This is a genomic window from Nonomuraea sp. NPDC051298 (assembly GCF_055586305.1).
Genome location: NZ_JBVJIM010000001.1, coordinates 377993 through 402211, shown reverse-complemented (window position 1 = coordinate 402211; position 24219 = coordinate 377993). Strand labels below are relative to the sequence as shown.

Below are 24219 nucleotides of genomic sequence, written 5' to 3'. Positions count from 1 at the left end.
CGCGCCCGGCTACGCCGGGGACGAGAGGGGGAGGCGTACCTCGAAGCAGGCGCCGCCGTGGACGCTGTCGCGGATGGTGATGGTCCCCGAGTGGGCCCGGACGATGTCGTCGGCGATCGCGAGCCCGAGGCCCGTGCCGCCGTGGTCGCGGCTGCGGGCGGCGTCGAGGCGGGTGAAGCGTTCGAAGACCCGTTCGCGGTCGGCCTCGGGGACTCCTGGGCCGTCGTCGGAGACCGCCATGAGGGCGTAGGTGCCGTCGCGGGAGACCCGTAGCTCCACCCGGCCCCTGGCGTAGCGCTGGGCGTTGTCCAGCAGGTTGGTCAGCACCCGGCCGAGCTGCCCGGGCACGGCCTCCACGATGACGCCGTCGAGCAGGTTGGGCGTGACCGGGATGGGGTCGGTCCGCCGGTTCAGCTCCGTGTACGACAGGTCGGCCAGGTCGATCGTCTGGCGTGCTCCGGCGGCGCTGGATTCGAGCCCGGTCAAGAGGAGCAGGTCGGTCGTGATCGCCTGCAGCCGGTCGATGTCGAAGAGCCCCTCGTGGATGAGTTCGCCCACGTCGACGTCCTGCGGGTGCATCTCGGCCTCCTCCAGCTTGAGCCGCAGCCCGGCCAGCGGGGTGCGCAGCTCGTGCGAGGCGTCGGCGACGAACCGCCGCTGGGCGTGCGTGGCGCGCTCCAGGCGGAGCAGCGTGTGGTTGAGCGTACGGATCAGCTTGGCGATCTCGTCGTTTCCGCTCGGCTGCGCGATGCGGTGGCTGAGATCGCTGAGAGTGGTGGTGGCCAGCTCCGATCGGATCGCCTCCACAGGGCGCAGCATGCGGCCGGTCACGTACCAGGTGATCCCGCCGACGGCGGCGGCGAGCAGGGCCGCCTGGACCGCCAGGATGGTGTCGTCCATGGTGGTCGACGTCATCACCGCGGTACGGGCGGCGGCATAGACCAGAGGAGAGCCGTCCGCGGGATTCACCCGGAGCGCGCTGACGCGCAGACACCCCAGCTTGCCGCCGGTGCAGGTCTGCAGGTCCTGGATGCCGTCGCCGGAGGGACGCGCGCTGACCATCGGCGCCGTCTTTCCCGCGGCGTCGGACGCGGCCAGCACGTGCCCGTTCGGCTCGACGACCTGGACCAGGTCGACCCCCGGCACCGAGGGCACGATCCTGCTGGACAGGGCGCCCTTGCGGACGGCGGCCGCGACCAGGACCACCTGTTGCTGGGTCGCTTCCCACATGACATCGGAAATGGTCTGGGAGACGATGACGCTCACGGCCACGGCCGTGGGGACGAGGATCAGCAATGTACACACGATACTCAGCAGCGTGAGCCGCCCGCGGATCGACCGTGGACGAAATCGTCTCAGGAGACTGCCCACTCCTTCACGGTAATGAAGACCAGGCCCCGGTCCCGCCAACAGTGAGGGAAAGCCTGTCCCAAGAAATGACAAGTGAGGTGTGAAGCGGCCAGGACTTGACCCGGGCCGGGGCCGCTGTGCGGTGCGGTGGCGGGCGGGGCCGGTCGGGCCTGAGGTGCGCGAGGTACGCGTGGGACCGCCGCGACAGGCCGCGCTTCCGGCGACCGGGCCGTCACCGGAAGCGCCTCACCGGCCGTCACAAGACCATGACGGAGCGTCCGACGGCCGCGCCGTACCGCTTAGCTGGTCTTCCAGGGACGGCAGATGTGGGCCGAGCCGCCACGGTCCGAGCACACGTAGTAGCGGGCTATCGCCGGGGTCGCCAGTCCTGGCGGCCCCAGGCCGCACCCCGACGCCGAACCGTTGGGGTCGCGGACGACTCCCGTCCCGCCGTCGTGCTTCTCGAACACCAGGTAGAACCCGTAGCTGTCGGCGTAGCTGTCACAGGCCCCCGCTTGACGGTGGTCCGACGACACCCACCCGTAGCCACATTCCTGGATGGAGACGGGGCCGCAGGCGCGTACGTTGTAGGTGGAGTAGTGGGCGTTCGCGGGGCCTGATGAGGTGATCACCAGGAGCGCCACGCCCAGACCTGCCGCTGCCGCGGCCGGCCGTAGGCGTCGGAGAATGGCCATCGTGCTCCCTTCGTCGGCATTGCCGGAGTCGGCATGCCGGGCTGGGTCGGCTCAACTGGGGTCGGCACTCGCGAGGCGCGTTCCCATGGTCGCCGCGCGGGGTGGCCGCCGTCGTTGTGCGCGGGTGCCAGCCTCTTGCCGAGGAGTGCCAGGCGGCGTCCGCCCGGTCAGCGTCCGAGCGTCTGGCGCCGGTACTCGCGCGGGGAGAGGCCGTAGGCGGCGCGGAAGGCGCTGGTGAAGTGCGCGTGGCCGGCGAAGCCCCATCTGCGGGCGATGGCGTGGATGGGCCGGTCGCTCAGCAGCGGGTCGGCCAGGTCGTACCGGCACCGCTCCAGCCGTTGCCGCCGGATCCAGGCCGCGACCGTCGTGTCCTGCGTGCTGAACAGCCGGTGCAGCGAACGCAGCGAGATGTGGTGCGCGTCGGCGATCATCGCGGGCGACAGGCAGGGATCGTGCAGGTGCCGGCGGATGAACGCCTGCACCCGCGCGAGCAGCGAGCGCTGGACGGTCTCCGCCGGGAGCGGGTGGTCCACGCCGTTCTCGTGGGCGAGCATGGCCGCGATCAGGTCGAGCGTGACCGTGAGGAGCCTGGTGGCGTCGGCGGCGGTGTAGCCGGGGGCGTGCCGGAAGAGACGGCACAGGTAGTCGACGGTCAGGGCGCCGATCCCGTGCCACCCGGACAGCGGCCGGACCAGGACGGGTTCGACCCGGGCCGGCGGCAGGGGCAGCAGGGCGCGGGGGATGTGCATCATGAGCCCCTGGCCACGGTGAACGCCGTTCCCGACGAGGCTGTGGTGCGGGTGCGAGCTGTCGTACAGCGTCATCTGGTGGGGTTGCAGGGAGACCGTCCGTCCCCGCTGGGAGATGTGGGTGATGCCCCGCAGGCAGACGGCGAAGTAGTAGATCTCCGGATCGGAACGCCGGATCAGCCGGGTGCTCCGGTGCCCCTCCACCTGCGGGAAGTCCAGCATCGACGCCTGCATCCGCGCCAGGTCGATCACCCGGATCGTGGCGTCGAAGTCGGTGGTGTCGTCACTGCGCACCTCTACCGGGACCACCAGTTGGCAGACCATCTCCCGCCAGAAGTCGAACCGCTCCCTGGCGGGTAACACCGCCGTGCGGACCACCGTCTCCACGGACACCCCGATCACCTGGCCGTCACTCCAGCACGTCCCCTGAGACCGAAGATAGCCGCCGTGTTCCTGGCCGCAAGAGAGGCCGGTCGGCCTCGCCGTCCCGAGGGCGTACGTCACCGGCAGGCCCGCGGCGGCGTTCACGAGCTGTGCGATCCTGACGATCACAGGCGTGCCGGCGGCGGTCTCCCTCCGGCATGTCGCCGTCGCCGGCGACCCCCGTCCGGCGGCGACCACGGAACGCGAGAGGTGAACACGTGACATCGCCCAACGGCCCGGCCGGCATGTGGCTGCGGCGCTTCCACGACGGCGTCGGCGACCCGCAGCTCGTCTGCTTCCCCCACGCGGGCGGCTCGGCCAGCTACTTCCACCAGCTCTCCGGGCTGCTGAGCCCGTACGCCGACGTCCTCACGGCGCAGTACCCCGGCAGGCAGGACCGGCGGCTGGAGCCGCTCATCGACGACCTCGCCGAGTTGGCCGACCGGCTCGCCGAGGCCCTGTCCGGGCACGAGCCGGGCCGCCGGCGGGTCTTCTTCGGGCACAGCATGGGCTCGGTCGTCGCGTACGAGGTGGCCCGCCGCCTCGGTGCGGACGGCCCCTCCTGGCTGTTCGCGTCCGGGCGGCGCGCGCCCGCCGAACACCGTCGCGGCGAGGTCCACCTGCTCGACGACGCGGGCCTGGTGGCCGAGATGCGCAGGGTGGGCGGCACCGATCCGCGCGTGCTCGAAGACGAGGAACTGCTCGCCATGGTGCTGCAGATCGTCCGCAACGACTACAAGGCCGTGGAGAGTTACCTGTGGACGCCGGGCGAGCCTCTGAGTTGCCCGATCACCGCCGTCGTCGGCGACCGCGACCCGAACACCACGATCGCCGAGGCGTCGGCGTGGGCCCGGCACACCACCGGGCCGTTCGACCTGCAGGTCATGCCCGGCGGGCACTTCTACCTCGACACCCGGCTGAACGACCTGGCCGGGCTCCTCGTCAAGGCCGTCCAGGGGCCGCCCCGCGAGCGCTGAGGCCGCTCACGTCACCTACTCCCCGGGTCGTAGTCCGGCCGGTCGCCGGTCCCCGCGCGGTAGGGGTGGATGACTCCGCTCGCAGGACGCCCTTGGGCGGCGGAAGGACGACGATGGTGGTCATGAGCACGATCCCCAAGGATTCGCGCGAAAAGGGCCGTCCCGGCCTGACCGTGACCCCGTTCGATCTCTTCGCCTCCGTCCTCCACCTCCACCCCGACGGCACGATCCACGCGGGCACCCGACCGGCGGGCTCCGGCCAGGACGGCTGGCAGTTGACGGCGCTGCACGCCAAGACCGGCGCCGACGTCCACGCCGGTCACTGGCAGGTGCACCCCGGGGCCGAGCGGGTCGTCTGCTGCCTGGTCGGGAAGATCCGCCTGCACCTGCGCCCGCAACGGCCGGGGCAGCGGGAGGAGGAGGTCAAGCTGACGGCCGGGACCGCCGCCATCGTCCCGCGTGGCCGATGGCACCGCGTCGAGTTGGACATCCCCAGCGCCGTCATGGCCGTCACCCTGCCACCGGGCACCCGGATGGAAGAGGCGCCCCGCGGGCCTACGGACGATGGACCCGCTCGCGTACGGCCAGCCAGCCCGCAACCACCCACGGCGTGATCACGACGGCCAGGCAGCAGAGCGCGTACCAGAAGGCCCACGCGCCTGGCCCGGCCGCGAGGCCGGTCGCCGCCCACTGGGCGAGCCCGGCGATGACGGGCAGCACGAAGAAGCCGAGCCAGGCCGCCACGACCGCCACTCCGGCCAGCCAGAGCCAGCGGAACCAGCGGCCCACGCGAAGGTCGTGCGGGTCGGCCGCGGCCAGCTCCTCCGCCTCCGCCGCGCTGAGGCGGCCGAAGGCCCGGCGGCGGAGCAGGGCCTGCACGCGCCACAGGTTCTTGCACCTCAGCCAGGTGACCAGCACGGCGTACAGGTCGGTACGCAGGAAGATCATGCACTGCCAGCCGATCTGGAAGACCAGGACGTACGCCAGGGCGGGCAGCAGCGCCAGGTCCGTCACCCACTGGAGGGCGAGGGAGAGGGCCAGCAGGAGCGAGTCGACGGCCAGACCCGCGAGGAGGGGGCCGTAGCGCCGGCGCCGGGGCACGGACCACAACTGCGACAGGTCGGTCTCGAAGACCACGAACACCATCCGCCGGTCCACGCCGAACCGGGCCGGGATCCCGAGCGCGCGGGCCGCCAGCCAGTGCCAGCTTTCGTGCGACGCGGCCACGGCCAGGAACATCAGGTAGAGCAGGATCGTGCTGAGCCCGACGTCGGCGAAGAAGACGTCGTGGGCGGGGTCGGGCCGCAGCCCGGGTACGAACAGCAGGGCCACCACGTTGAACCCGGCGGCCAGCGCGTACACCGTCCAGGCGACCCGGCCGAACAGCGGGCGGGCGAGGTCGGCGCGTACGCCACGCAGCCAGCGCCTGCCCTGGATGGGCGCGGTCGCCACCGGGGCCCGTTCCCCGGCGGGCTCCGGCGCCGTGGCCTCGGCCGTGGCCTGGGCTGTGCCATCGGACGGGTCCTCGACGAAGCCCAGTTCGCGCAGCGCGTCCACGAAGGCGGGCACGTCGACGGGCTCCCCGGCGAACTCCGCAGCCCGCCTGGCCGTCTCCTCGACGGTCGCGCCGTCCTGGAGCGCGTTGATCACCACCCCGCCGACCGCGGGGATGGCGACGAACGTGCCCGTCGCCGGATCCCCGACCAGCACCTCGTCGTCGCCCTCCGGCACCACACTGAGCGGTCGCAGCCGAACGGTCATGATCCGCCGCACACGGGACAGTCGGGGGTCGTGGCGAACGGCTGCCGCACCGGCTGGAGGCCGTCGCGCAGGTCGAGCTTGATGTAGGCGCCGGCCGCGACCGGCGGCTCCAGCCCCGTGAGGTAGCGCAGCGCCTCGTACGCCACCAGCGAGCCGATCTGCATGGCCAGCGGGCCGATGAGCGTGTTCGTGACCGTGACGCCGGCCCTGTTGCGCTCGAAGAAGCCGCCCGCCGACGCCTCGCCGAGATCGGCGCGGTTCTCCCAGTCGCACTGCACGCAGGCGCTCTTGCCCGGGTCGACGGAGTAGTACATCACCTGGGTACGCGTCATGCCGCCCACCACGATGGGCACGCCCGCGCGGGCGGCCGCCTCGTTGACCCACAGGTGCGCCTCGGGGTCCCCGTCGAGCCCGCCCGCGACCAGGTCGACGCCGTCGAGGAGGTCTTTGAGGTCGTCGGGGCCGTTGATCCAGCGGTCGACGGCGCGGACCGAGATGGCGGGGTCGTACTCGCGTACCCACTCGGCCGCCCGTTCCACCTTGGAGCGGCCGAGGTCGGCGTGCCGGTAGAGGAACTGCCTGGCGAAGTTGCGCGGCTCGACGTCGTCCCGGTCGACGAGCGTCAGGGTGCCGATGCCCAGCCCTGCCAGGGACTGCACCAGGGACGAGCCGCCGCCGCCGACTCCCAGCACGAGGACGTGGGCCTCGCGCAACCGGCGCACGTACTCTGTCCGCGGCCGGTCGAGCCTGGCGAAGGTGCCGAAGAAGGCGAGGTTGGAGAAGTGGCGCGCGTCCAGGGCGGGATCGCCCAGCGTGCGGGAGTCGGCGTCCTCGACCAGGCCCAGCGAGTCCAGTGCGGCCAGGGCCTCTGTCACGTCCTCCTCGGGCACGGACAGGGTGCGGGCCAGGGACTCCGCGGTCTGCGGTGCGCGGCGCAGCTCCGTGAAGAGGGCGGCCACGCGGCCGTCCGGATCTCCCAGAGTGATCACCTCGCGTGGGTCGAAGAGGACGAGCAGTTCGTCGCCCATCGACTCCCACAGGCATTCCTTCAGCACGATCCGCATTGCGACTCCTTGTGAACGGGGTGGAGGCGAGGGTGGCCGCCCCCACCCCGGCACACTGTCTAGTGGGGGCCGTTGATGGTGGCCTTGATGGCCTCGACCTTGCGAATCTCGATCTTCATGTTGATCCTCCTCTCCTGCGATCTGCGATCAAGGAATGATGTACCGTCCGCGCCATAGAGCCGCTACAAGCCCGCTACAGACTCGGGCATGATCTATCAAAAGGGGCAAAATGCGCGCGCCCGGCCCAGGGCACGCATGCTGGGCCGGGCGCGACGTCAGCGCCTCCGGGCGTCGGCTCAGGCGACGACGGGACGCTTGTCCTTCGGGAGCGCCTCGATCATGGAGCGGGGCATGTTGATGGTGTCCGAGCTGACCTGAGGCGGCAGGTTGGCCATCCACTGGGTGGCCGAGATGTCCTCGAACCGCGGATTGCGGAACATCTCCAGGAAGATCAGCGGCTCCTTGCCTGTGTTCTCGACGTAGTGCCCGAAGGCGAACGGCACGTACCCGACGTCGCCCGCCCGGAAGTCGAAGGTGCGGTTCAGCCCCGAGCTGGCGAACACCCCCATCCGGCCCTGACCGGAGATGTAGTACTGCCACTCGTCGTCGGTCGGGTGCCAGTGCAGCTCACGCAGGCCGCCGGGCTCGATCTCCACGAGCGCGGCGGAGATGGTGGTGGCCGCCTTGAAGGTCGTGGAGTCGACGATGCGCACGGTCCCGCCGGAGAACCGCTGCGGTTTCCCGGCGAGCATCCGGTGCTTGAAGGTACGGGGCACGTCGCCGGTGGGGCTGACGACCCGGTCGGAGTCCAGGCGAGGCGGCACCTGGCCCTTGAAGATGTACTTCTCCTTCTCCGGCATCTTGGCCATCTGCTGCGGCGTCCAGCCGAAGTTCTTGGCCAGGATGCTCTTCGGGGTGTGCGCGAACCAGTCGCTGATCATGAAGGTGGAGTTCTCGGAGAAGTTGCCGTCGTCGAACACCAGCAGGAACTCCACGCCCTCCTCCAACGCCTGGATGTAGTGCGGCACCCCCTTGGGGAAGAACCACAGGTCACCCTTCTGCACGTCGTCGAGGAAGTTGCGGCCCTCCTGGTCGACGGCGCCGATGCGGCAGCTCCCCTCCAGCACGTACGCCCACTCGGCCTCCTGGTGCCAGTGCAGCTCGCGGTAGGCGCCGGGGTTGAGCTTCATGTCCACACCGGCCAGCGTGGTGGCGATCGGCAGCTCCCGCTGGGTGACCTCGCGCGTCCAGCCGCCCTCCTCGATGCGGGTGTGCGCCATCGAGAAGGAGAACTTCATGTTGGGAACGGTGCCGTGGTCGGTCTCCGGCGGCGTGAGCATGTCGGGGTTCTGCAGGTCCAGCTCGATGTTGCGGGGCCCGGTGTCCAGGCCGCCCTTGCCGTTGCGCTTCGGATGCGGGATGCGCTGTTCCATGGGCTTGGTCATGGGTGATCGTCCTTTCGGATGGTTGCGGATGGGTTCGGTCGTGGTGGCAGCAGGAGCAGCTCGCGGACGAGGTCCGCGCCGCCCAGTGCCGCCACGGCCGGCGGTATGGCCAGGCACGTGAGCGTCAGTGCCGACGTGAGCCACACCGGGGCATCGAAGACGGGTGCCGCCGCGGTCAGCAGCACCGTCGCGACGAGCTTGATCCGGATCCGCGCCACCGGGACCGGCAGGCCCACCGGGCCCGCGGGCCCGCGCTCCGGCTCGCGGTCGGGGCCGGTCTGGGTGAGGCCGGTCCGGGGGAAAACGGTCCGGTAGTGGTCGCTCGGCGCTGGCATCGGTCACCTCGGTGGCGGGATCGGGTCACAAAAGGCTTCTCAACGGCTCTCGACGGCCCTCAACGGCCTTCGAACGGCTCGGCAAGCACACAGCGGCCTCACAGCAGCAGGGTGAGGGGCAGGGAACAGGCCAGCAGGGCGACCACCGCCGCGGCCGTGGCCGCGATCGCGGTGGTGAGCGGGGCGTTGGTCAGCGGGCCCATGAGCGTACGGTCCCGGCAGAAGTGGACGAGCAGGAACAGCGCGACGGGCACGCCGAGGGAGATGACCACCTGGCTGAGGACCAGCAGGCCGGTCAAGGGCGCGCCGGCCAGCAGGGCGAGCACCGCCGGGGCCATGGTGACGATCCGCCGTACGTGCACGGGCACCCGCCGGCCCAGGAAGCCCTGCATCACGACGTCGCCGGCCAGCGTGCCGATCCCGGCCGACGACACCCCCGACGACAGCAGCGCGATGGCGAACGCCAGGGCGGCGGCCCCGCCGATCCGCGTGGCCAGTTCGCCGTGCGCGGCCACGAGGTCGCCGGTCCAGGCGCCGCCGGTCGCCGCCCCCAGCCCGGCGCCCAGGGCGATCATCGAGACGTTGATCACCGTGGCCAGGCCCAGTGCGAGCGAGCAGTCCAGCCGCAGGATCCGGCGGACCAGAGCCGGATGCTGCCCGGCGGCCTCGGTGGAGATGCCGCGCCCCTGTACGAGCGCCGAGTGCAGGTAGACGGCGTGCGGCATGACCGTGGCGCCGACGATGCCCATGGCCAGCAGCAGCGCCCCGTCGTCGGCCAGGCTGGGCACCAACCCGGCGACCAGGCCCTCGGCGGACTGGTGACCGGCGAACACGACGTCGTAGCCGACTCCCGCGCCGACCAGGACCAGGGCCGCCGCGCTGGCGAGTTCGAAGGGGCGGGTCCGCCCGTGCCGCCGCAGCTCGAGCAGCAGGAGGGAGAGCACGGCGGTCACCCCGGCCGACGCCGCGACCGGCATGCCGAACAGCAGTCGCAGGCCGATCGCGGCCCCCACGAACTCGGCCAGGTCCGTGGCCAGCACCACGATCTCCGCCTGCAGCCACAGCACGCGGTTGCCCCATCGGCCGAACCTCTGGCGGCACAGCTCCGACAGGCTCCGCCCGGTCGCCATGCCCAGTTTGGCCGCCTGGAACTGCACGAGGATCGCCACCAGACTGGCCATCACGACCACCCACACCAGGGTGTAGCCGAGGGTCGCGCCCGCGGTCAGGTTGGTGGCGATGTTGCCGGGATCCACGTACGCGATCGCCGCGACGAATGCGGGTCCGAGCAGGGGCACGATCCGGACGCCCGGCCAGACGGGCGCACGCCTGCCTGTCGGTCTGTCGGAGACCGCACCAGGAACGATCACTGCCCTCTCCCCAAATCGCCTGAACACGACGGATCACTGCACCTACGACGCGATCCGTCGAAAGTGGCGATGTGGGCGAGGAATACCCCCGCAAAGAGAGGCATGAAACTAAGTTCACGCCAAAATCCCCTTACCGGAGGACGATTTCCCCAGAAACATCAATCAATTACACGAGCTATCTCTAATGTGTAATTCCCTGCAAATACCTACAGGGCTAACGAGTCAGGCAAGCAGGCAAAATCCGACAAATGGCGTGACTCGCAAATCAGGGCTCGCCCCGAACGGGTCGGCGGCGGTCGGGCGGAGAGGGCCGCCGGGCATGACGCCCTGCTGGGGGGCGCTCAACTGGGGAGTGGTCTGCTGAGGGGCGGTCTATTGAGGGCTGGTGTACTCGATCGCGGCATGCTCGATATAGGCGTCAAGCTCGGGGAGATTGACCACCACCGGGATCACACCTGAGCGCACCACGGCCCAGACCGTCTCGAACTTGGCGGAGGCGTTGATCTCCTGGTGAATGAGGTGGGAGGGGACGAACACGAAGTCTCCGGGGCCCGCCTCGGCCACGTGCTCCAGCCGTTCTCCCCATCTGAACCGGGACGTACCGCTGACGACGTAGAGGACGGTCTCCTGGTCGCCGTGATGGTGGGCGGCGGTCACCGCGCCGGGCCTGACGACGCTCAGGAACGCCGACAGGTGTTCGGCATCCGGGTTGCGTCCGTTGAAGGCGACGTTGCGGATGAGTCCGGGGGTCTGCGCCGTGTCGTCGTCGAGAGTGCCGCGGCGCGCGATCCTGACTTGTTTGCCGTCGAAGGTGTCACTCATGGCCGTGGTTCTCCAGCGTCAAGGTGTGCTGTTCGCTTCCGTGACCGCCCGCCGGGGCCGACCTCGGGCCATTGGGCGGGGCGGTCGTACGATCACATGAATCCGAGTCCACTTTGTGTAATTATATCCGGATTGATGTCGGGGCTCGCGGACAAGGCTCGTTCAGTCAGGGCAAATGGGGATAAAAGCGGATTTGCTAAGAAATGGACGGTGTTTGCGTGATTTTAATTTACGTATTGCCTCGGCAGGATTGACAATTTATGGTATTGATCGTGTCAGAAATCTCGCGACGTCTGGCGATCGCCGCGCTGGCTCCCGTGGTCGGCGGCGCAGTCGCCGCAAATCTGGCCGGAAAATCGGCAACCCGCACGGACGAACCCGATCATCACCAGCACGAGCCCGCGCACACGGCCGGATCGGCGCACGCCGGATTTCGATCCGGGACGCGCGTCGACAATGCGGCGAACGGTTTTCACCCGACCGCCCTGCTCCGGGACTTCGACGGGGGAAAGATCTCACGCCTGCCCGATGGGCGGACTCTCCGCGAATGGACCCTGACGGCCACGGAGAAGAACATCGAGGTGGCGCCGGGCGTGACGATGCCGGCCTGGACCTACAACGGCAGGGTGCCCGGCCCCACCCTGCGCGCGACCGAGGGCGACCGGCTGCGGATCACCCTGGTCAACGAGTCGTCCCACCCGCACACCATCCACTTCCACGGGGTACACGCCCCGGAGGTCGACGGCGTCGCGGGGCTCGGACCGGGGCTGATCCAGCCGGGCGGGCGGACGGTCTACGAGTTCGACGCCCTGCCGTTCGGCCTCCACCCGTACCACTGCCACGTCACGCCGCTCGCCGCGCACATCGCCAAAGGTCTGTACGGCACCCTGCTCATCGACCCGAAGGCCGGCCGCCCCGCGGCGGACGAACTCGTGATGGTGATGAACGGATTCGACACCAATTTCGACCGCACCAACGAACTGTACGCCGTCAACAGCATTCCCTTCGCGTATATGACCGAGCCCGTCCGGGTGAAACTGGGCGAGCTGGTCAGGATTTATCTCGTCAACATCCTCGAATACGATCTGATCAATTCCTTCCACGTGCACGGCAATTTCTTCGACTGGTATCCCACCGGCACGTCGCTGCGGCCCGCCGAGTACACCGACACGGTGATGCTCTGCCAGGGCCAGCGCGGCATTCTCGAGCTGCGGTTCGGCAGCCGCGGACGTTTCATGTTCCACGCCCACCAGTCGGAGTTCGCCGAACTCGGCTGGATGGGCTTCTTCGACGTCGGCTCCGAGGCCACCCCTTCGGACGCCCCGCACGAAGGAGGGCTCTGATGCCGCCCCGCGACCCCACGCCCCATGACCCCCCACCTCACGACCACACGCCCGGCGACTCCACGCCCCACGACGACCCCACGCCCGGCGACACCGCTCCCACACCGGGCGAGACCGTCCCCCACGAGACCGTCCTCAACGAGACCGTCACCCACGACACCGTCCCGCACGACACCGCACCCCACGACCCTGAACGTCCCGCGCCCGGATCCCGCGACCCCGTGCCAGGACCGGCTGGGGGGCGGTTCGGCACGTGGGTGTTCGGCCTGCTCCCGCTGTGCATCGTGGCGCTCGCCGTGGCCGCCTTCTCCCTCCTCGACGTGCCCGGCCTCACCGGGCGGGCCGGACCGCCCGCCGAGGAGCTGACCGTCGAGCGCACGGTGCTCGGCCCGGGTGCGATCGAGCTGGTCGTCCGCAACCAGGGCCAGGACCCGGTCGCCATCGCCCAGGTCTCGGTGAACGACGCGTTCTCCGACTTCAGCGCCGAGGAGTCGGAACTCGGCCGGTTGCGCGCCACCACGGTGAGGATCACCTACCCCTGGGTCGAGGGGGAGGCGTACGAGGTCGGCCTGCTCACCTCCACCGGCGGCCTGATCGGCCACGAGATCCCCGTCGCCGTCACCACGCCGGACCCGGCCGGGTTCCTCGGGCTGATGGCGCTGCTCGGCACGTACGTCGGCGTCATCCCCGTCGCCATCGGCATGCTCTGGCTGCCGTGGTTGCGCCGGATCCCGCCGCGCTGGATCCAGGCGCTGATGGCGGTGACCGTCGGCCTGCTGGCCTGGCTGGCGATCGACGCGGGCGTCGAGGGACTGGAGATCGCGGGCGAGTCCGCGGGGGCGTTCGGCGGCGCGGGGCTGGTGTTGTTCGGGGCCGTGGCGGCGTACCTGCTGCTGTCCGGCGTGGGGGTCTGGCTGGCCGCCCGGCCCGACGGGCATCGCCTGGCGCTGCTCGTCGCGGTCGGCATCGGCCTGCACAACCTGGGGGAGGGGCTGGCGATCGGCTCGGCGTACGCGGTGGGCGCGCTGGCACTCGGCGCCACGCTCGTCGTCGGGTTCGCCGTGCACAACACCACCGAGGGCCTGGCGATCGTGGCCCCGGCCGCCGACCGCCGCGTCGCGCCCGGCACCCTGATCCTGCTCGGCCTGGTCGCGGGCGCACCGGCGATCGCGGGCGCCTGGCTCGGCGCCGCCGCGGTCCAGCCCGCGGTCGGGGCGTTACTGCTCGGGTTCGGCGTCGGGGCGATCGCGCAGGTGATCCTGCAACTGGCCCCGGCGGTACGCGACCGCGCCGGGCGGGCGCTGCACCCGATGAGCGTCGGTGGGGTGCTGGCCGGGATGGTCCTCATGTGGGCGACGGGACTGCTGGCCTGACCTCTCCCGGCTGGGCCGGGTGAGCCCGGCGGGTCAGGTAGACCGGTGCTCCTGGCCGCCGGTCGTGCCGGATGCGCCGGTCGTGCCGGTCGTGCCGGTCGCGCCGGTCGCGCGGGCCGCGCCGAGGAGCAGGGCCCGTACCAGGCGCGGGCCGCCCAGCGCCACCACCGCGAGCAGGATGCCCACGCAGGTGCCCGCCAGGGCGAGCGTGACCCGGGGAGACCCGCCGTACGCGGCCGCGGCGATGGTCAGCACCACGAACGCGCCCAGCTTGATCCGCGTACGCACCAGGCAGATCGGAACGTCGATCACCTGCGGCCGGTGTGCGCCGGTCTCCAAGGGCCGTTCCTTTCGGGGGGAGATCCATCTGTACGTGGGTAGTGGTCCGGATACGAGCCGTGACGCGAGGTGGGAATGCCCGGCCGTCAGGGCGTGAAACTGGCCGGGAAGCCAGCCTTCTGAGTGCCTCCCGTCGCCGGTGGTGTGGCGCTCGCGTCACGACGAGGCGGCCAGGACGAGCGACGCGACGGCCAGCGCCAGGAACACCCCGGGAAAGGCCATGTTGGGGAAGTACACGCGGGCGCGGACGTGGGTGGCGATGGCGCCGACGAAGAACAGCACGAGCCCGGCGGCCGCCGCGACGCCGACGAGCCGCAGGCCCAGGAGCCCGAGCAGGAGCCCGGCGGCTCCGGCGGCCTTGAGGGCGGCCAGCAGCGGGATCCAGGAGTGCGGGACACCCACCGCGTCCGAGTTGGCGAGGACGATCCTGGCGCGGGCGAAGTCCGCGACGGCGGCCCAGGAGTTGACCGCGATCGTGATGACGGTGACGACCAGATAGGCGATGGACACGCGCCTGGCCTCCGTTCGGTCGAAGACGTCGGGAGGACGTCGGGTGGACGAGAGCGGGCCGGGGCCCGACACGTGCTCGGACGGATCGCGGCGGCACGGATGTGACACGGCGGCGGCCGGTGGACGGCCATGGAACCGCGCGGCGAGCGCCCTTCTCGTCAGAGATCACTTTTAGGTCAGCAGCCGTGGAAGCTGCTGAATGGCCAAGGTCCAGGTGCCCGTATCGAACACCGAACATGATCATCGGAGCCCTGGCGGCCCGGTGATCACTCGGCCAGCAGGTCGGACTCCTTGACGGCGTTCTGGTGGCTGGCGACCAGGAAGGCGTGGACGGCCGCGAGCTGTTCCGGGCTGAACTCGCCCATCGACTCGCGGGCGCGCGCGTCGAGCCCGGCGTAGAGGGCGGCGACCTTGCCGAGCGCGTCGGGCACGGCCTCGACCAGTACGCTGCGGCGATCCTCCGGATGCGGCCGGCGCCGGACGAACCCCGCCTTCTGCAGCCGGTCGATCATCTGGGTGATGGCGCCGGTCGTACGGCCGAGGCGGACGCTCAGCGCGCCGGCGGTGCTGGGGCCCTCACGGTTCAGCGTGTGCAGGCAGAGCAGGTCCGTGGGCCCGACTCCCACCCGCTGGGCGACCAGGTCGTTCATCCGCCCCATCGCGCCGACCAGGTCGGTCATGGCGAGCACGATCTGGTCGGCGAGCGAGACCTGCCCGTCGTGGCGCGGTTTGACGTTCACAGGCATCCCCTAATATCTTCGCGGCTAAGATACTTAGTGAGTCAGATACTTATCTACTAAGACAACTCTAGCTCATCCGGAGGCTCCGGTGTCCGCTGAGACATCCCACCTGACCACCGCCCCGGCCGCCGGCGGCCGGACCCGTACGATCGCCCTGGTCGTGATCCTGCTGGCCAGTTTCATGGACCTGCTCGACGTCACCATCGTCAACGTCACCGTGCCCGCCATCAGGGCCGACCTTGGCGCCTCGCCCGCGCAGGTGCAGTGGATGCTCGCGGGCTACACCCTGGCCTTCGCGCTCGGGATCATCACCGGCGCCAGGCTCGGCGACCTCTACGGCTACCGTCGCGTCTTCCTGGTCGGCATCGCCGGGTTCGTCGCGGCCTCGGCGCTGTGCGGCGCCGCCCCGACGGCCGACGCGCTGGTGGCGGCCCGCGTCGTCCAGGGAGTCTTCGCCGCGGCGATGGTCCCGCAGGTGCTCTCGCAGATCCAGCTCATGTACCGGCCCCACGAGCGCGGCGGCGCGATGGCCGCCTTCTCGTCGCTGTCCGGCCTGGCGGCGGCCGCCGGGCCGATCCTCGGCGCGGCCCTGCTGGAGGCGGACGTCTCCGGGCTGGGCTGGCGCAGCGTGTTCTGGCTCAACGTGCCCGTCGGGCTCGTGGCCCTGGTCGTGGCCGCCCGGGTCCTGCCTCAGGGGCGCGGCGCCGCCCGGCCGCGGCTGGACCTGGCGGGCATGGGCATCTGCGCGGCCGGCCTGCTGCTGATCCTCTTCCCGCTCATCGCGGGCAGCGAGGGACGTCCCTGGCCGATCTGGACGTACCTCTGCCTGGTGGCGGGGGTGGGGGTGCTGGCCGGTTTCCACCGCCACCAGCGGCGGCTCGGCGAGCGCGGACGCCTGCCGCTGGTGGAGGTGTCCCTGTTCCGGGTGCGCTCGGTGGGTGGCGGGCTGCTCGTGCAGTTCCTGTTCTTCGTGCCGGTGATGGGGTTCTTCCTCACCTTCATGCAACTGCTGCAGTCCGGTCTCGGCATGGCGCCGATGGAGGCCGGGCTGACGATGCTGCCCTGGCCGGTCGCCACGACCGTCGCCGCCGGTCTGGGCGCGGCGGTGCTGCTTCCCCGGCTGGGCCGGGTGACGGTGCAGCTCGGGCTGGTCGTGCTGGCCGTGGGGTTCGCCGTCCTGGCCGTGACGGCGACCGCGGCCACGCCCGGCACCGGATCGCTCGCCTTCCTGCCCGGCGTCGTCGTCGGCGGGCTGGGCATGGGGCTGACGGTCGCCCCCCTCGCCCAGTTGACCTTGGAGAAGGTCCCCGCCGAGCAGGCGGGGTCGGGCTCCGGCCTGTTCAACACGGTCGCCCAGGTCGCCGCCTCGGTCGGGGTCGCCGTGATCGGGACGGTCTTCTTCCCGCTGCTGACCGGGCGTTCCGCGGAGGCCACGCACGGGTACGGCACGGCCTTCGGCGTCACGATCTGGGGCAGCCTCGCCCTGCTCGCGGTCACCGTCGCGGTCAGCTTCCTGCTGCCCCGCAGGTCCTGACGGCCCGCCGAGCGGTCAGGGGGCGTTGAGCAGCGCTTCCAGCACGGTGAGGCCGCAGGACTCGGCGGGAGACGGGGGAGCGGCCTCCGGCGCGGTGTCGCGGAACGTGGACGGCGCCATCCCGTAGACCGCCCGGAACCGACGGGAGAAGTGGTAGGCGTCGGCGAACCCGCACTGCACGGCGATCGCCCGCATGGACAGGTTGCTCTGCCACAGCAGCGGTTCCGCCCTGGTCAGCCGGAGCAGCTCGACGGCGGCGACCGGGCCGATCCCGAACGCGCGACGGAACGTACGCGACAGCGTGCTCGGCGAGACCTGGGCCGCCGAGGCGAGGTCGCGCATCGGGATCGGCCTGGCCACCCCGTCGGACCAGTGCTCGCGCACCGCGCCCAGCATCGCCGTCAGCGGCGCGGGCAGGGCCGACGGTGCGCGGTGCGCGGGGGTGGGGTCGGCCAGGAACGTCAACACCAGCAGGCGCAGCGTCTCGCGGGCCAGGTCCCGCCACCCCGGCGGGCACTCGGAGCCCAGTCGCAGCAGGTACCGGCACAGGGCGCCCATCGGGTCGTGCCGCCCGGTCAGGTCACGTACCAGCGGCCAACTGGACGGCGCCTGACCGGTGAGCGTGAAGTGCACGTACGCGTGCCGGGTCGGGCCGCGCGGATCCCAGCGGAACGCGTCACGCATCCCCGGCCGGATGAGCAGCAGCTTGCCCGGGGTCAGCGGCAGCGCGACGTCGTCGCACAGCCAGGTGGCGCTGCCGCCGAGCAGCCAGACGAACTGGTACGACCTGGCCACCCGCGGGCCGAACGCCGAGCCCGGCGGATAGCCCGCGACGCTCGGCCCGAGCCGGGCCACCAGGTCGACGGAGATCGTCATCTGTCACAGCCGCCGTCGCGGTTCGGACGGATCCGCGGCTTGCGCACGTCCTCGAACCCCTTGTACGCGTACGGGTCCTCACCGGCGACGAGGACGACGTCACGGAAGTCGGCCTGCGCCATGCCCGTCCCCTCCGGCGGGGCCGCCCAGGGCAGCAGGGACTCGGCGCTCATGTAGTGGTTGACCAGCGCCCGCCGGTAGCCGTGCGCGGCGGTGTTGGGCAGCGACTTGTGCAGCAGGTAGCCGTTGAAGACCACCACGCTGCCCGCGGGGACCTCGACGGGCACCGCGTCGGAGTCGCGGAACGGGAAGCCGTACGACTCCGCCGTGCAGTCGTAGCGGGGGTCGTCGTGCTCGCGGTTGGGGTAGAGCACGCCACGCCGGTGCGATCCGGGCAGCACCCAGAGGCAGCCGTTCGTCACGGTGGCGTCGTCGAGCGCGATCCAGGCCGCCGTGAGCGAGCGGTCGCGGGTGGGGATGAACAGCTCGTCCTGGTGCCACGCCTGACCCGGCTCGCCCTCGGACTTGATGAACAGCATCGACTGCATCGCCTTGACGTTGGGGCCGATCACCGACGTGAGCGCCGAAACAATCGCGGGATGGCGCATCGTGGCGAGCATCAGTTCGGAGAGCTTGTGCGGGTAGTGGACGCACAGGAACTTGCGCAGCACCTCGTCGTCGGTGTCGCCGGCGCCCGGGGGAAGCGCGCCGCTGATGTCGCCGCGCTCGCCCCTGCAGATGCGGACGGCCTCTTCGAGCAGCTTGTCGACCTCGCCGGGGTCGAGCGCGCGGTCGAGGACGACGTAGCCGTCGCGGTCGAACGAGGTCTTCTGGCCGGAGTTCGTCATGGCCCCATCATCACCGTCGCGGCCCGGTCCTGCCATGGCCCGAGCACGCACGGGGATGGCGAATTCTGTCACCTATTGACGTGTCCGGAAACAAGCAATTAACATCCCGAGCTACTTACTAATACGTATTAACGGCCTCAATGAGAGTGGGTATGACTCCTCCTCCACGGCAACGGCGAGCGACCCAGCTCGACATCGCCAGACGCGCGGGTGTCTCACAGGCGACCGTGTCGCTCGTCCTCAGCGGCGGCGCGGCCGGCGCCCAGATCGCCGAGCCCACGCGGCAGGCGGTCCTCGAGGCGGCCGCGGAGCTGGGCTACTCGGCCAACGTCGCCGCCAAGAGTCTCAGAGGCGGCCGCACCCACCTGCTCGGCCTGTACACGTTCGAGCCCGTCTTCCCGACCGACCAGCGCGACTTCTACTACCCGTTCCTGATGGGCGTCGAGGAGGAGACCTCGCGGCAGGGCTACGACCTGCTGCTGTTCACCTCGATCGGCTCGGGGGCGCGGGAGATCTACACCGGCGGGGTGAACCGGCTGAAGCTCGCGGACGGCTGCGTCCTGCTGGGCCGCAACGTGCGTCGCGAGGAGCTGGCGGAGCTGGTCAGGGAGGACTTCCCGATCGTCTTCATCGGCCGCCGCGAGCTGGACGGCGCGGAGCTGTCGTACGTGGCGGCCGACTACGTGACGGCCACCAGCGACATGGTCGCGGAGCTGGTCCGACTGGGCCACCGCAGGATCCTCTACCTGCGCGCGGTCGAGGACACCGAGCCGACCCGCGATCGCGAGACCGGCTACCGGCGGGGCCTGGCCGCGGCCGGGATCCCCGTGGACGAGTCGCTGATCCGCGCGCTCGCCGACCCCGCCGACCTGACGGCCGAGTACGTCGAGCACTGGACGGGCACGGCGGGCGTCACCGCGATCCTCGTCGAGCCGAGTGAGGACAACCGGCTGACCACCGCGCTCGACGCGACCAGCGCGGACGGCCGGGTGAGCTTCCCCGCCGACTGCTCGATCGCGCTGCTCGGCGACCCGCCGTCGTGGACGCCCGAACTGCGCAACTGGACCCGTTTCTCCCTGCCCCGGGTCGAGATGGCCCGCACGGCCGTACAGCTCCTGATCGACCTGCTGGACCCGCCGCACGGCACGCCCCAGCAGGTCACGGTGCCGTGCAGCTACGTGTCCGGCGACTCGATCGGCCCCGCTCCCGACCGGGCCCCGTCCACCGATCGGGCCCCTTCTGCTGATCGGACCCCTTCTACTGATCGGACGGGGTCACGGTGACGCGCATGGTGGTGCGTCGGCTGCTGATCGGCGTGTTCGTGATGTGGGGCGCGGCTTCGGTGATCTTCGTCATCGTCCGCGCCGCGCCGGGCGACCCGGCCGCGGTGTTCCTCGGCCCCGACGCGACCAAGGAGCAGATCGCCCGGCTGACGGCCACGCTCGGGCTCGACAAGCCGCTGTTCGAGCAGTACCTCCGCTACCTCGGCGACGTGCTCAGGCTCGACTTCGGCGAGTCCTACCGGCTCGGCCGGCCGGCCATGGAGGCGGTGTTCGAACGCCTGCCCGCCACGGTCGACCTGACGCTCACCGCGACGGCCATCGCCGTCGTGGCCGGTCTGGCCCTCGGCCTCGTCGCGGGCAGCCGGCCCGGCGGCGCGGTGGACCGGGTCGTGTCCGCGGCGACGATCGCGCTGCAGTCCTTCCCGACGTTCTGGGTGGGGATCATGCTGGTCCTGGCCTTCGCGCTCGGCCTGCGCCTGCTGCCCAGCGCCGGGGTCGGCACGCCCGCGCACCTGGTGCTGCCCGCGGTGACGCTGGCCTTCCCGTTCACCGCCATCGTCGCCCGGCTCACCAGGAGCAGCGTCACGGAGTCGATGCGCGAGCCGTACGTGCAGACGGCGCGGTCGAAGGGGCTCAGCGAACGCCAGGTCCTGCTCGGGCACGCGCTGCGCAACTCGCTCATCCCGGTCGTGACGATCGTCGGCCTGCAGATGGGCGCGCTCATGGGAGGCGCGGTGATCGTGGAGAACGTCTTCGCCTGGCCCGGCCTCGGCTCCCTGGTCGTGGACGCGGTCGCCAACCGCGACTACGCGGTCGTCCAGGCGGTGACGCTGCTGATCGCGGGCATCGTGATGGTGCTCAACATCGTCGCCGACGTGCTCTACATCCGATTGGACCCCCGCATCCGGACGGAGGCCAGGTCATGAGTCAGGCGGCGGTTCTGCCCCAGCAGGTGGCCACGCGCCGGTGGCGCAGGGGGGCGCTGGCCCGGGTGCCGTACGTGGTGATCGCGCTGTACGCGCTGGTGGCCCTGATCGGGCCGCTGGTCATCGACTACGACCCGGTGCGCACCCCGCTCACGGACCGGCTGCTCGCCCCCGGGTCGCCGCTCGCCTCCGGCGGGGTCGCCTGGCTCGGCACCGACGCGCTCGGGCGGGACATCCTGGCCCAGGTCGTCTACGGCGCCCGTACCTCGCTGACCATCGGGCTGGCGACCGTGCTGGTCGCGTGCCTGGTCGGCGTCACGATCGGCGTCGTCGCCGGCTACGCGCGCGGCTGGCTGGACGCGGTGCTGGCCCGGATCACCGACGTGCTGCAGGCGTTCCCCGCGATCCTGCTCGCGATCGTGATCGCCGGGGTGTTCGCGCGCAGCGTCCCCGTCGTGGTCCTCTCGCTGTCGGTGACGGCCTGGATCTCCTTCGCCAGGGTCACCCGCGGCGTCGCGCTCTCGCTGCGTGAGCGGGCCTGGGTCGACGCGGCCCGGGTGATGGGCGTGCCGGTCCGGTCGATCATCGTCCGGCACGTGCTGCCCTTCACCGTCGGCCCGGTCGTCGCGCTGGCGACGCTGGAGTTCGCCCTCGTCGTGCTGGCCGAGGCGGGCCTGAGCTTCCTCGGCATCGGGCTCCCGACCGGGGCCGTGTCGTGGGGGCAGACGATCGCGAACGGTCAGCAGTACCTGGAGACCGCCTGGTGGATTTCCACGCTGCCCGGCATCGCCCTGTCCCTGCTGATCATCAACATGGGCATCCTCGGCGACCAGCTCACCGCCCGTTACGGGCAGCGCCGTACCCGTTCCTGACCCCCCTTTCCTGACAGGAGAACTCGATGACTGGGTTCCGCAAGATGACAGCGTTCGCGGCGGCGGCCGTCCTGCTGCTGGCCGGCTGTGCCACGACGACCGGCGGCAGCGGGGGCGGCGGTGATCCGGCCGGCGGCAAGCTGACGGCCGCGGGCACGTACCCGATCGAGAGCCTCGACCCGCACGGGGCCCAGGGCGCCACGACCGGCACGCAGCTCGCCGCGCAGGCGATCTTCAGCCGCCTCGTGCGTCCCGGCGCCGACGGCAAGGTCGAGGGCGACCTGGCCGAGAAGTGGGAGCCCGGCGCCACCGCCGCGGAGTGGACGTTCCACCTGCGGTCCGGCGTCACGTTCTCCGACGGCAAGCCGGTGGCCGCCGCCGACGTGGTCGCCTCCTTCGAGCGGATGATGACGCTGGACGGCCCGAACGCCGCCAACTTCCCCGACTACAAGATGACCGCGGCCGCCGACAACCAGGTCAAGCTGACCGCGCCGACCCCGGACGCGTCGATCCCGCGCAAGCTCGGCCTGTTCTACGTCATCCCGCGCGCCGTCACGGCCCAGGACACCGCGTTCTTCGAGCGTCCCGTCGGCTCCGGCCCGTTCACCGTGAACCGGTTCGCGCCCGGCGAGGTGCTGGCGATGAGCCCGAACGCGAAGTTCTGGGGCGAGCGGCCGCAGCTCGGCAACCTGGAGATCCGCACCATCCCCGACCTGTCGGCGCGGCTGACCGCGCTGCGCACCGGCGAGGTGGACGTGGTCTGGGGCATCCCCGACGACCAGCTCCCCGTGCTGAGCGGGACGGACGGGCTGACCGTCAAGACGGTGCCGAGCACCGCGGTGTTCACCATGTGGTTCAACTCCTCGATCCCGGCGCTCAAGACCGCCGAGGTGCGCCGCGCCCTGTGGCAGGCGGTCGACTTCGGCACGATCATCAAGCAGCTCTACCCGCAGACCGGCGCGCTCGCCGACGGCCTGGTGGCGCCCGCGGTGCTCGGCTACGCCAAGCAGCAGCCGGTCGGCCACGACCCGAAGGCCGCCAAGGCCGCGCTGGAGTCCGCCGGCTTCGACTTCGGTAAGAAGCTGCGGCTGCAGTTCTCCGACGCCGAGTTCCGGCCGTTCGTGCAGGCGGTGGCCTCCGACCTGGCCGAGATCGGCGTCCAGGTGGACGTGCTGGAGAAGGAGAAGGCGGTCTTCACCGAGGACCTGCTCGCGCTCAACTGGGACGTCAACTTCCAGCAGCTCGCCACGCCCACCTACGACGCGGCCAGCAACCTGGGCCGGCTCTACACGTGCGCGGCGAAGCGTACCGGCTACTGCAACAAGGACCTCGACGAGCTGCTGGCCAAGGCGGGCGAGAGCCCGGACGAGGCCGAGCGCGCCGAACTGTACGGCGAGGCCGGGAAGATCATCTGGGGCGACGCGGTCGGCATGTACCCGATGACGGTGCAGCTCGCCTACTCCTGGCGGGCGCGGGTCACCGGGTTCACCCCCGACCCGAGCGGACTGCCCGACTTCTCCCGCGTACGGCTCGCGGGCGCGTGATGGGTGGCCGGGTGACAGCGCAGCGACCAGACAGATCGGGTACGGCGGATCCGCCGCAGGACGGACCCCTGCTGCGGGTCGAGGGGCTGGTCGTCGACCTGCCCCATCCGGACGGCGCCGGTGGCGCGGTCCGCGTGGTGGACGGGGTGTCGTTCGACGTGCCCGCGGGCACCACGGTCGGCCTGATCGGCGAGTCGGGCAGCGGCAAGACGATGACCGCGCTCTCGGTGATCGGCCTGCTGCCCGAGCACGCGGCCACCGGCGGTGAGCTGGTGTGGCGCGGGGAGAACCTCCTGCGGCCCGACACCGACTGGCGGCGCGTACGGGGCCACCAGATCTCGATGATCTTCCAGGACCCGCTGGCCGCGCTGAACCCGAGCATCACCATCGGCCGCCAGGTGGGCGAGATCCTCCGGCGGGCCGGACGGCCGCGCGCCGAGGTGCGGCACGCGGTGATCGACCTGCTCGACCGCGCCGGGGTGCCGGACCCCGAGCGGCGGATGAACAACTATCCCCACGAGTTCTCCGGCGGGCTGCGCCAGCGCGCCATGATCGCCCTGGCTCTGGCCGGCAGCCCGTCGCTGCTGCTCGCGGACGAGCCGACCACCGCGCTCGACGTCACCGTACAGGCCAGGATCCTGCGCCTGCTCCGCTCGATCCAGCGGGAGCAGGGGCTGGCCATGCTGCTGGTCACCCATGACCTGCGGGTGGTCGCCCACGTCGCCGACGAGGTCGTGGTCATGTACGCGGGCCGCGTCGCGGAACGCGGCCCCGCCGGCGCGGTGCTGCGCCGTCCCGCGCACCCCTACACGCGCGCGCTGGCGGCGAGCGTCCCGGCGGTGCGTACCAAGACGGCGCTGGCCGACCCGCTGCCCGGCTCGCCCGCGACGCCCGCGAACCGGCCGGCGGGGTGCGCGTTCCACCCGCGGTGCCCGCTGGCCAGGGACCGGTGCAGGACAGAGGTGCCGCAGGCGCGCGAGGTCGCGCCGGGCAGGTGGAGTGCCTGCCACTTCGCGGAGGAGGTGTTCACCCCGTGAGCG

24 protein-coding genes are annotated in these 24219 nt (G+C 71.2%); 10 read left to right on the top strand and 14 right to left on the bottom strand.

The genetic code is table 11. The features are described 5' to 3' along the window. Positions 1 to 9 precede the first annotated feature (9 nt). The 3 genes from ACZ6S0_RS02030 to ACZ6S0_RS02020 form a co-directional block, all read right to left on the bottom strand. Complete coding sequence (locus ACZ6S0_RS02030) at positions 10 to 1296, bottom strand: HAMP domain-containing sensor histidine kinase (protein ID WP_465912736.1); 1287 nt, start codon at positions 1294 to 1296, stop codon at positions 10 to 12. Positions 1297 to 1649: 353 nt separating this feature from the next. Continuing rightward, positions 1650 to 2045: a hypothetical protein gene (locus ACZ6S0_RS02025; RefSeq protein WP_465912735.1), complete on the bottom strand. Its 396-nt coding sequence runs from the start codon at positions 2043 to 2045 to the stop codon at positions 1650 to 1652. A gap of 167 nt (positions 2046 to 2212) precedes the next feature. Beyond that, complete coding sequence (locus ACZ6S0_RS02020; RefSeq protein ID WP_465912734.1) at positions 2213 to 3187, bottom strand: AraC-like ligand-binding domain-containing protein; 975 nt, start codon at positions 3185 to 3187, stop codon at positions 2213 to 2215. A 248-nt stretch (positions 3188 to 3435) separates the two neighbouring features. Here ACZ6S0_RS02020 and ACZ6S0_RS02015 point away from each other — a divergent pair, with 248 nt between their 5' ends. Together ACZ6S0_RS02015 and ACZ6S0_RS02010 are read left to right on the top strand one after the other, a co-directional pair. Next, the gene (locus ACZ6S0_RS02015) at positions 3436 to 4194 is read left to right on the top strand and encodes a thioesterase II family protein (protein WP_465912733.1); all 759 of its coding nucleotides are present in this window, start codon (positions 3436 to 3438) and stop codon (positions 4192 to 4194) included. Between the two features lie 122 nt (positions 4195 to 4316). Then, positions 4317 to 4808: a cupin domain-containing protein gene (locus ACZ6S0_RS02010; protein WP_465912732.1), complete on the top strand. Its 492-nt coding sequence runs from the start codon at positions 4317 to 4319 to the stop codon at positions 4806 to 4808. Here the strand turns inward: ACZ6S0_RS02010 and ACZ6S0_RS02005 are convergent. The 6 genes from ACZ6S0_RS02005 to ACZ6S0_RS01980 form a co-directional block, all read right to left on the bottom strand. After that, complete coding sequence (locus ACZ6S0_RS02005) at positions 4750 to 5955, bottom strand: hypothetical protein (protein ID WP_465912731.1); 1206 nt, start codon at positions 5953 to 5955, stop codon at positions 4750 to 4752. The genes ACZ6S0_RS02010 and ACZ6S0_RS02005 overlap by 59 nt on opposite strands. Continuing rightward, entirely contained in the window at positions 5952 to 7019 is a 1068-nt protein-coding gene (locus ACZ6S0_RS02000; RefSeq protein WP_465912730.1) for a HesA/MoeB/ThiF family protein, read from the bottom strand. The genes ACZ6S0_RS02005 and ACZ6S0_RS02000 overlap by 4 nt, the downstream gene beginning before the upstream one ends. Before the next feature lie 296 nt (positions 7020 to 7315). After that, a complete protein-coding gene (locus ACZ6S0_RS01995) occupies positions 7316 to 8464 on the bottom strand; it encodes an oxalate decarboxylase family bicupin (protein WP_465912729.1) in 1149 nt (382 codons plus the stop codon). Beyond that, complete coding sequence (locus ACZ6S0_RS01990) at positions 8461 to 8799, bottom strand: hypothetical protein (RefSeq protein WP_465912728.1); 339 nt, start codon at positions 8797 to 8799, stop codon at positions 8461 to 8463. The genes ACZ6S0_RS01995 and ACZ6S0_RS01990 overlap by 4 nt, the downstream gene beginning before the upstream one ends. Positions 8800 to 8897: 98 nt before the next feature. Then, complete coding sequence (locus ACZ6S0_RS01985; protein WP_465912727.1) at positions 8898 to 10169, bottom strand: Nramp family divalent metal transporter; 1272 nt, start codon at positions 10167 to 10169, stop codon at positions 8898 to 8900. A 372-nt stretch (positions 10170 to 10541) separates the two neighbouring features. Beyond that, entirely contained in the window at positions 10542 to 10991 is a 450-nt protein-coding gene (locus ACZ6S0_RS01980) for a cupin domain-containing protein (RefSeq protein WP_465912726.1), read from the bottom strand. A gap of 260 nt (positions 10992 to 11251) precedes the next feature. Between ACZ6S0_RS01980 and ACZ6S0_RS01975 the strand changes: the two genes are divergently transcribed. Then, the gene (locus tag ACZ6S0_RS01975) at positions 11252 to 12334 is read left to right on the top strand and encodes a multicopper oxidase domain-containing protein (protein ID WP_465912725.1); all 1083 of its coding nucleotides are present in this window, start codon (positions 11252 to 11254) and stop codon (positions 12332 to 12334) included. Further along, positions 12334 to 13707, top strand: a complete 1374-nt coding sequence (locus tag ACZ6S0_RS01970) for a ZIP family metal transporter (protein ID WP_465912724.1) — start codon at positions 12334 to 12336, stop codon at positions 13705 to 13707. Before ACZ6S0_RS01975 ends, ACZ6S0_RS01970 begins: the two co-directional genes overlap by 1 nt. A 33-nt stretch (positions 13708 to 13740) precedes the next feature. Here the strand turns inward: ACZ6S0_RS01970 and ACZ6S0_RS01965 are convergent, their stop codons facing one another. From ACZ6S0_RS01965 to ACZ6S0_RS01955, 3 genes are all read right to left on the bottom strand, one after another. Next, complete coding sequence (locus ACZ6S0_RS01965; RefSeq protein ID WP_465912723.1) at positions 13741 to 14046, bottom strand: hypothetical protein; 306 nt, start codon at positions 14044 to 14046, stop codon at positions 13741 to 13743. A 156-nt stretch (positions 14047 to 14202) separates the two neighbouring features. After that, complete coding sequence (locus ACZ6S0_RS01960; RefSeq protein ID WP_465912722.1) at positions 14203 to 14556, bottom strand: DoxX family protein; 354 nt, start codon at positions 14554 to 14556, stop codon at positions 14203 to 14205. A gap of 266 nt (positions 14557 to 14822) precedes the next feature. Beyond that, the gene (locus ACZ6S0_RS01955) at positions 14823 to 15296 is read right to left on the bottom strand and encodes a MarR family winged helix-turn-helix transcriptional regulator (protein WP_465912721.1); all 474 of its coding nucleotides are present in this window, start codon (positions 15294 to 15296) and stop codon (positions 14823 to 14825) included. A gap of 88 nt (positions 15297 to 15384) precedes the next feature. On the opposite strand from ACZ6S0_RS01955, the gene ACZ6S0_RS01950 reads away from it, so the two are divergent. Further along, complete coding sequence (locus ACZ6S0_RS01950; RefSeq protein WP_465912720.1) at positions 15385 to 16830, top strand: MFS transporter; 1446 nt, start codon at positions 15385 to 15387, stop codon at positions 16828 to 16830. Positions 16831 to 16845: 15 nt separating this feature from the next. Here the strand turns inward: ACZ6S0_RS01950 and ACZ6S0_RS01945 are convergent, their stop codons facing one another. Beyond that, a complete protein-coding gene (locus ACZ6S0_RS01945; RefSeq protein WP_465912719.1) occupies positions 16846 to 17706 on the bottom strand; it encodes a helix-turn-helix domain-containing protein in 861 nt (286 codons plus the stop codon). Further along, positions 17703 to 18554, bottom strand: a complete 852-nt coding sequence (locus ACZ6S0_RS01940) for a phytanoyl-CoA dioxygenase family protein (protein WP_465912718.1) — start codon at positions 18552 to 18554, stop codon at positions 17703 to 17705. Before ACZ6S0_RS01940 ends, ACZ6S0_RS01945 begins: the two co-directional genes overlap by 4 nt. 152 nt (positions 18555 to 18706) lie before the next feature. On the opposite strand from ACZ6S0_RS01940, the gene ACZ6S0_RS01935 reads away from it, so the two are divergent. Genes ACZ6S0_RS01935 through ACZ6S0_RS01915 form a run of 5 tightly spaced genes read left to right on the top strand, consistent with a single transcriptional unit; the run spans position 18707 to position 24216 of the window. Next, entirely contained in the window at positions 18707 to 19837 is a 1131-nt protein-coding gene (locus ACZ6S0_RS01935; protein WP_465912717.1) for a LacI family DNA-binding transcriptional regulator, read from the top strand. Positions 19838 to 19842: 5 nt separating this feature from the next. Beyond that, entirely contained in the window at positions 19843 to 20763 is a 921-nt protein-coding gene (locus ACZ6S0_RS01930) for an ABC transporter permease (RefSeq protein WP_465912716.1), read from the top strand. After that, positions 20760 to 21635, top strand: a complete 876-nt coding sequence (locus tag ACZ6S0_RS01925; protein WP_465912715.1) for an ABC transporter permease — start codon at positions 20760 to 20762, stop codon at positions 21633 to 21635. The genes ACZ6S0_RS01930 and ACZ6S0_RS01925 overlap by 4 nt, the downstream gene beginning before the upstream one ends. A 26-nt stretch (positions 21636 to 21661) precedes the next feature. Beyond that, positions 21662 to 23179 (top strand): ABC transporter substrate-binding protein, encoded by a 1518-nt coding sequence (locus ACZ6S0_RS01920; RefSeq protein ID WP_465912714.1) that lies wholly within the window; start codon positions 21662 to 21664, stop codon positions 23177 to 23179. Between the two features lie 11 nt (positions 23180 to 23190). Next, positions 23191 to 24216: an ABC transporter ATP-binding protein gene (locus tag ACZ6S0_RS01915; protein ID WP_465912713.1), complete on the top strand. Its 1026-nt coding sequence runs from the start codon at positions 23191 to 23193 to the stop codon at positions 24214 to 24216. Positions 24217 to 24219: the final 3 nt, after the last annotated feature.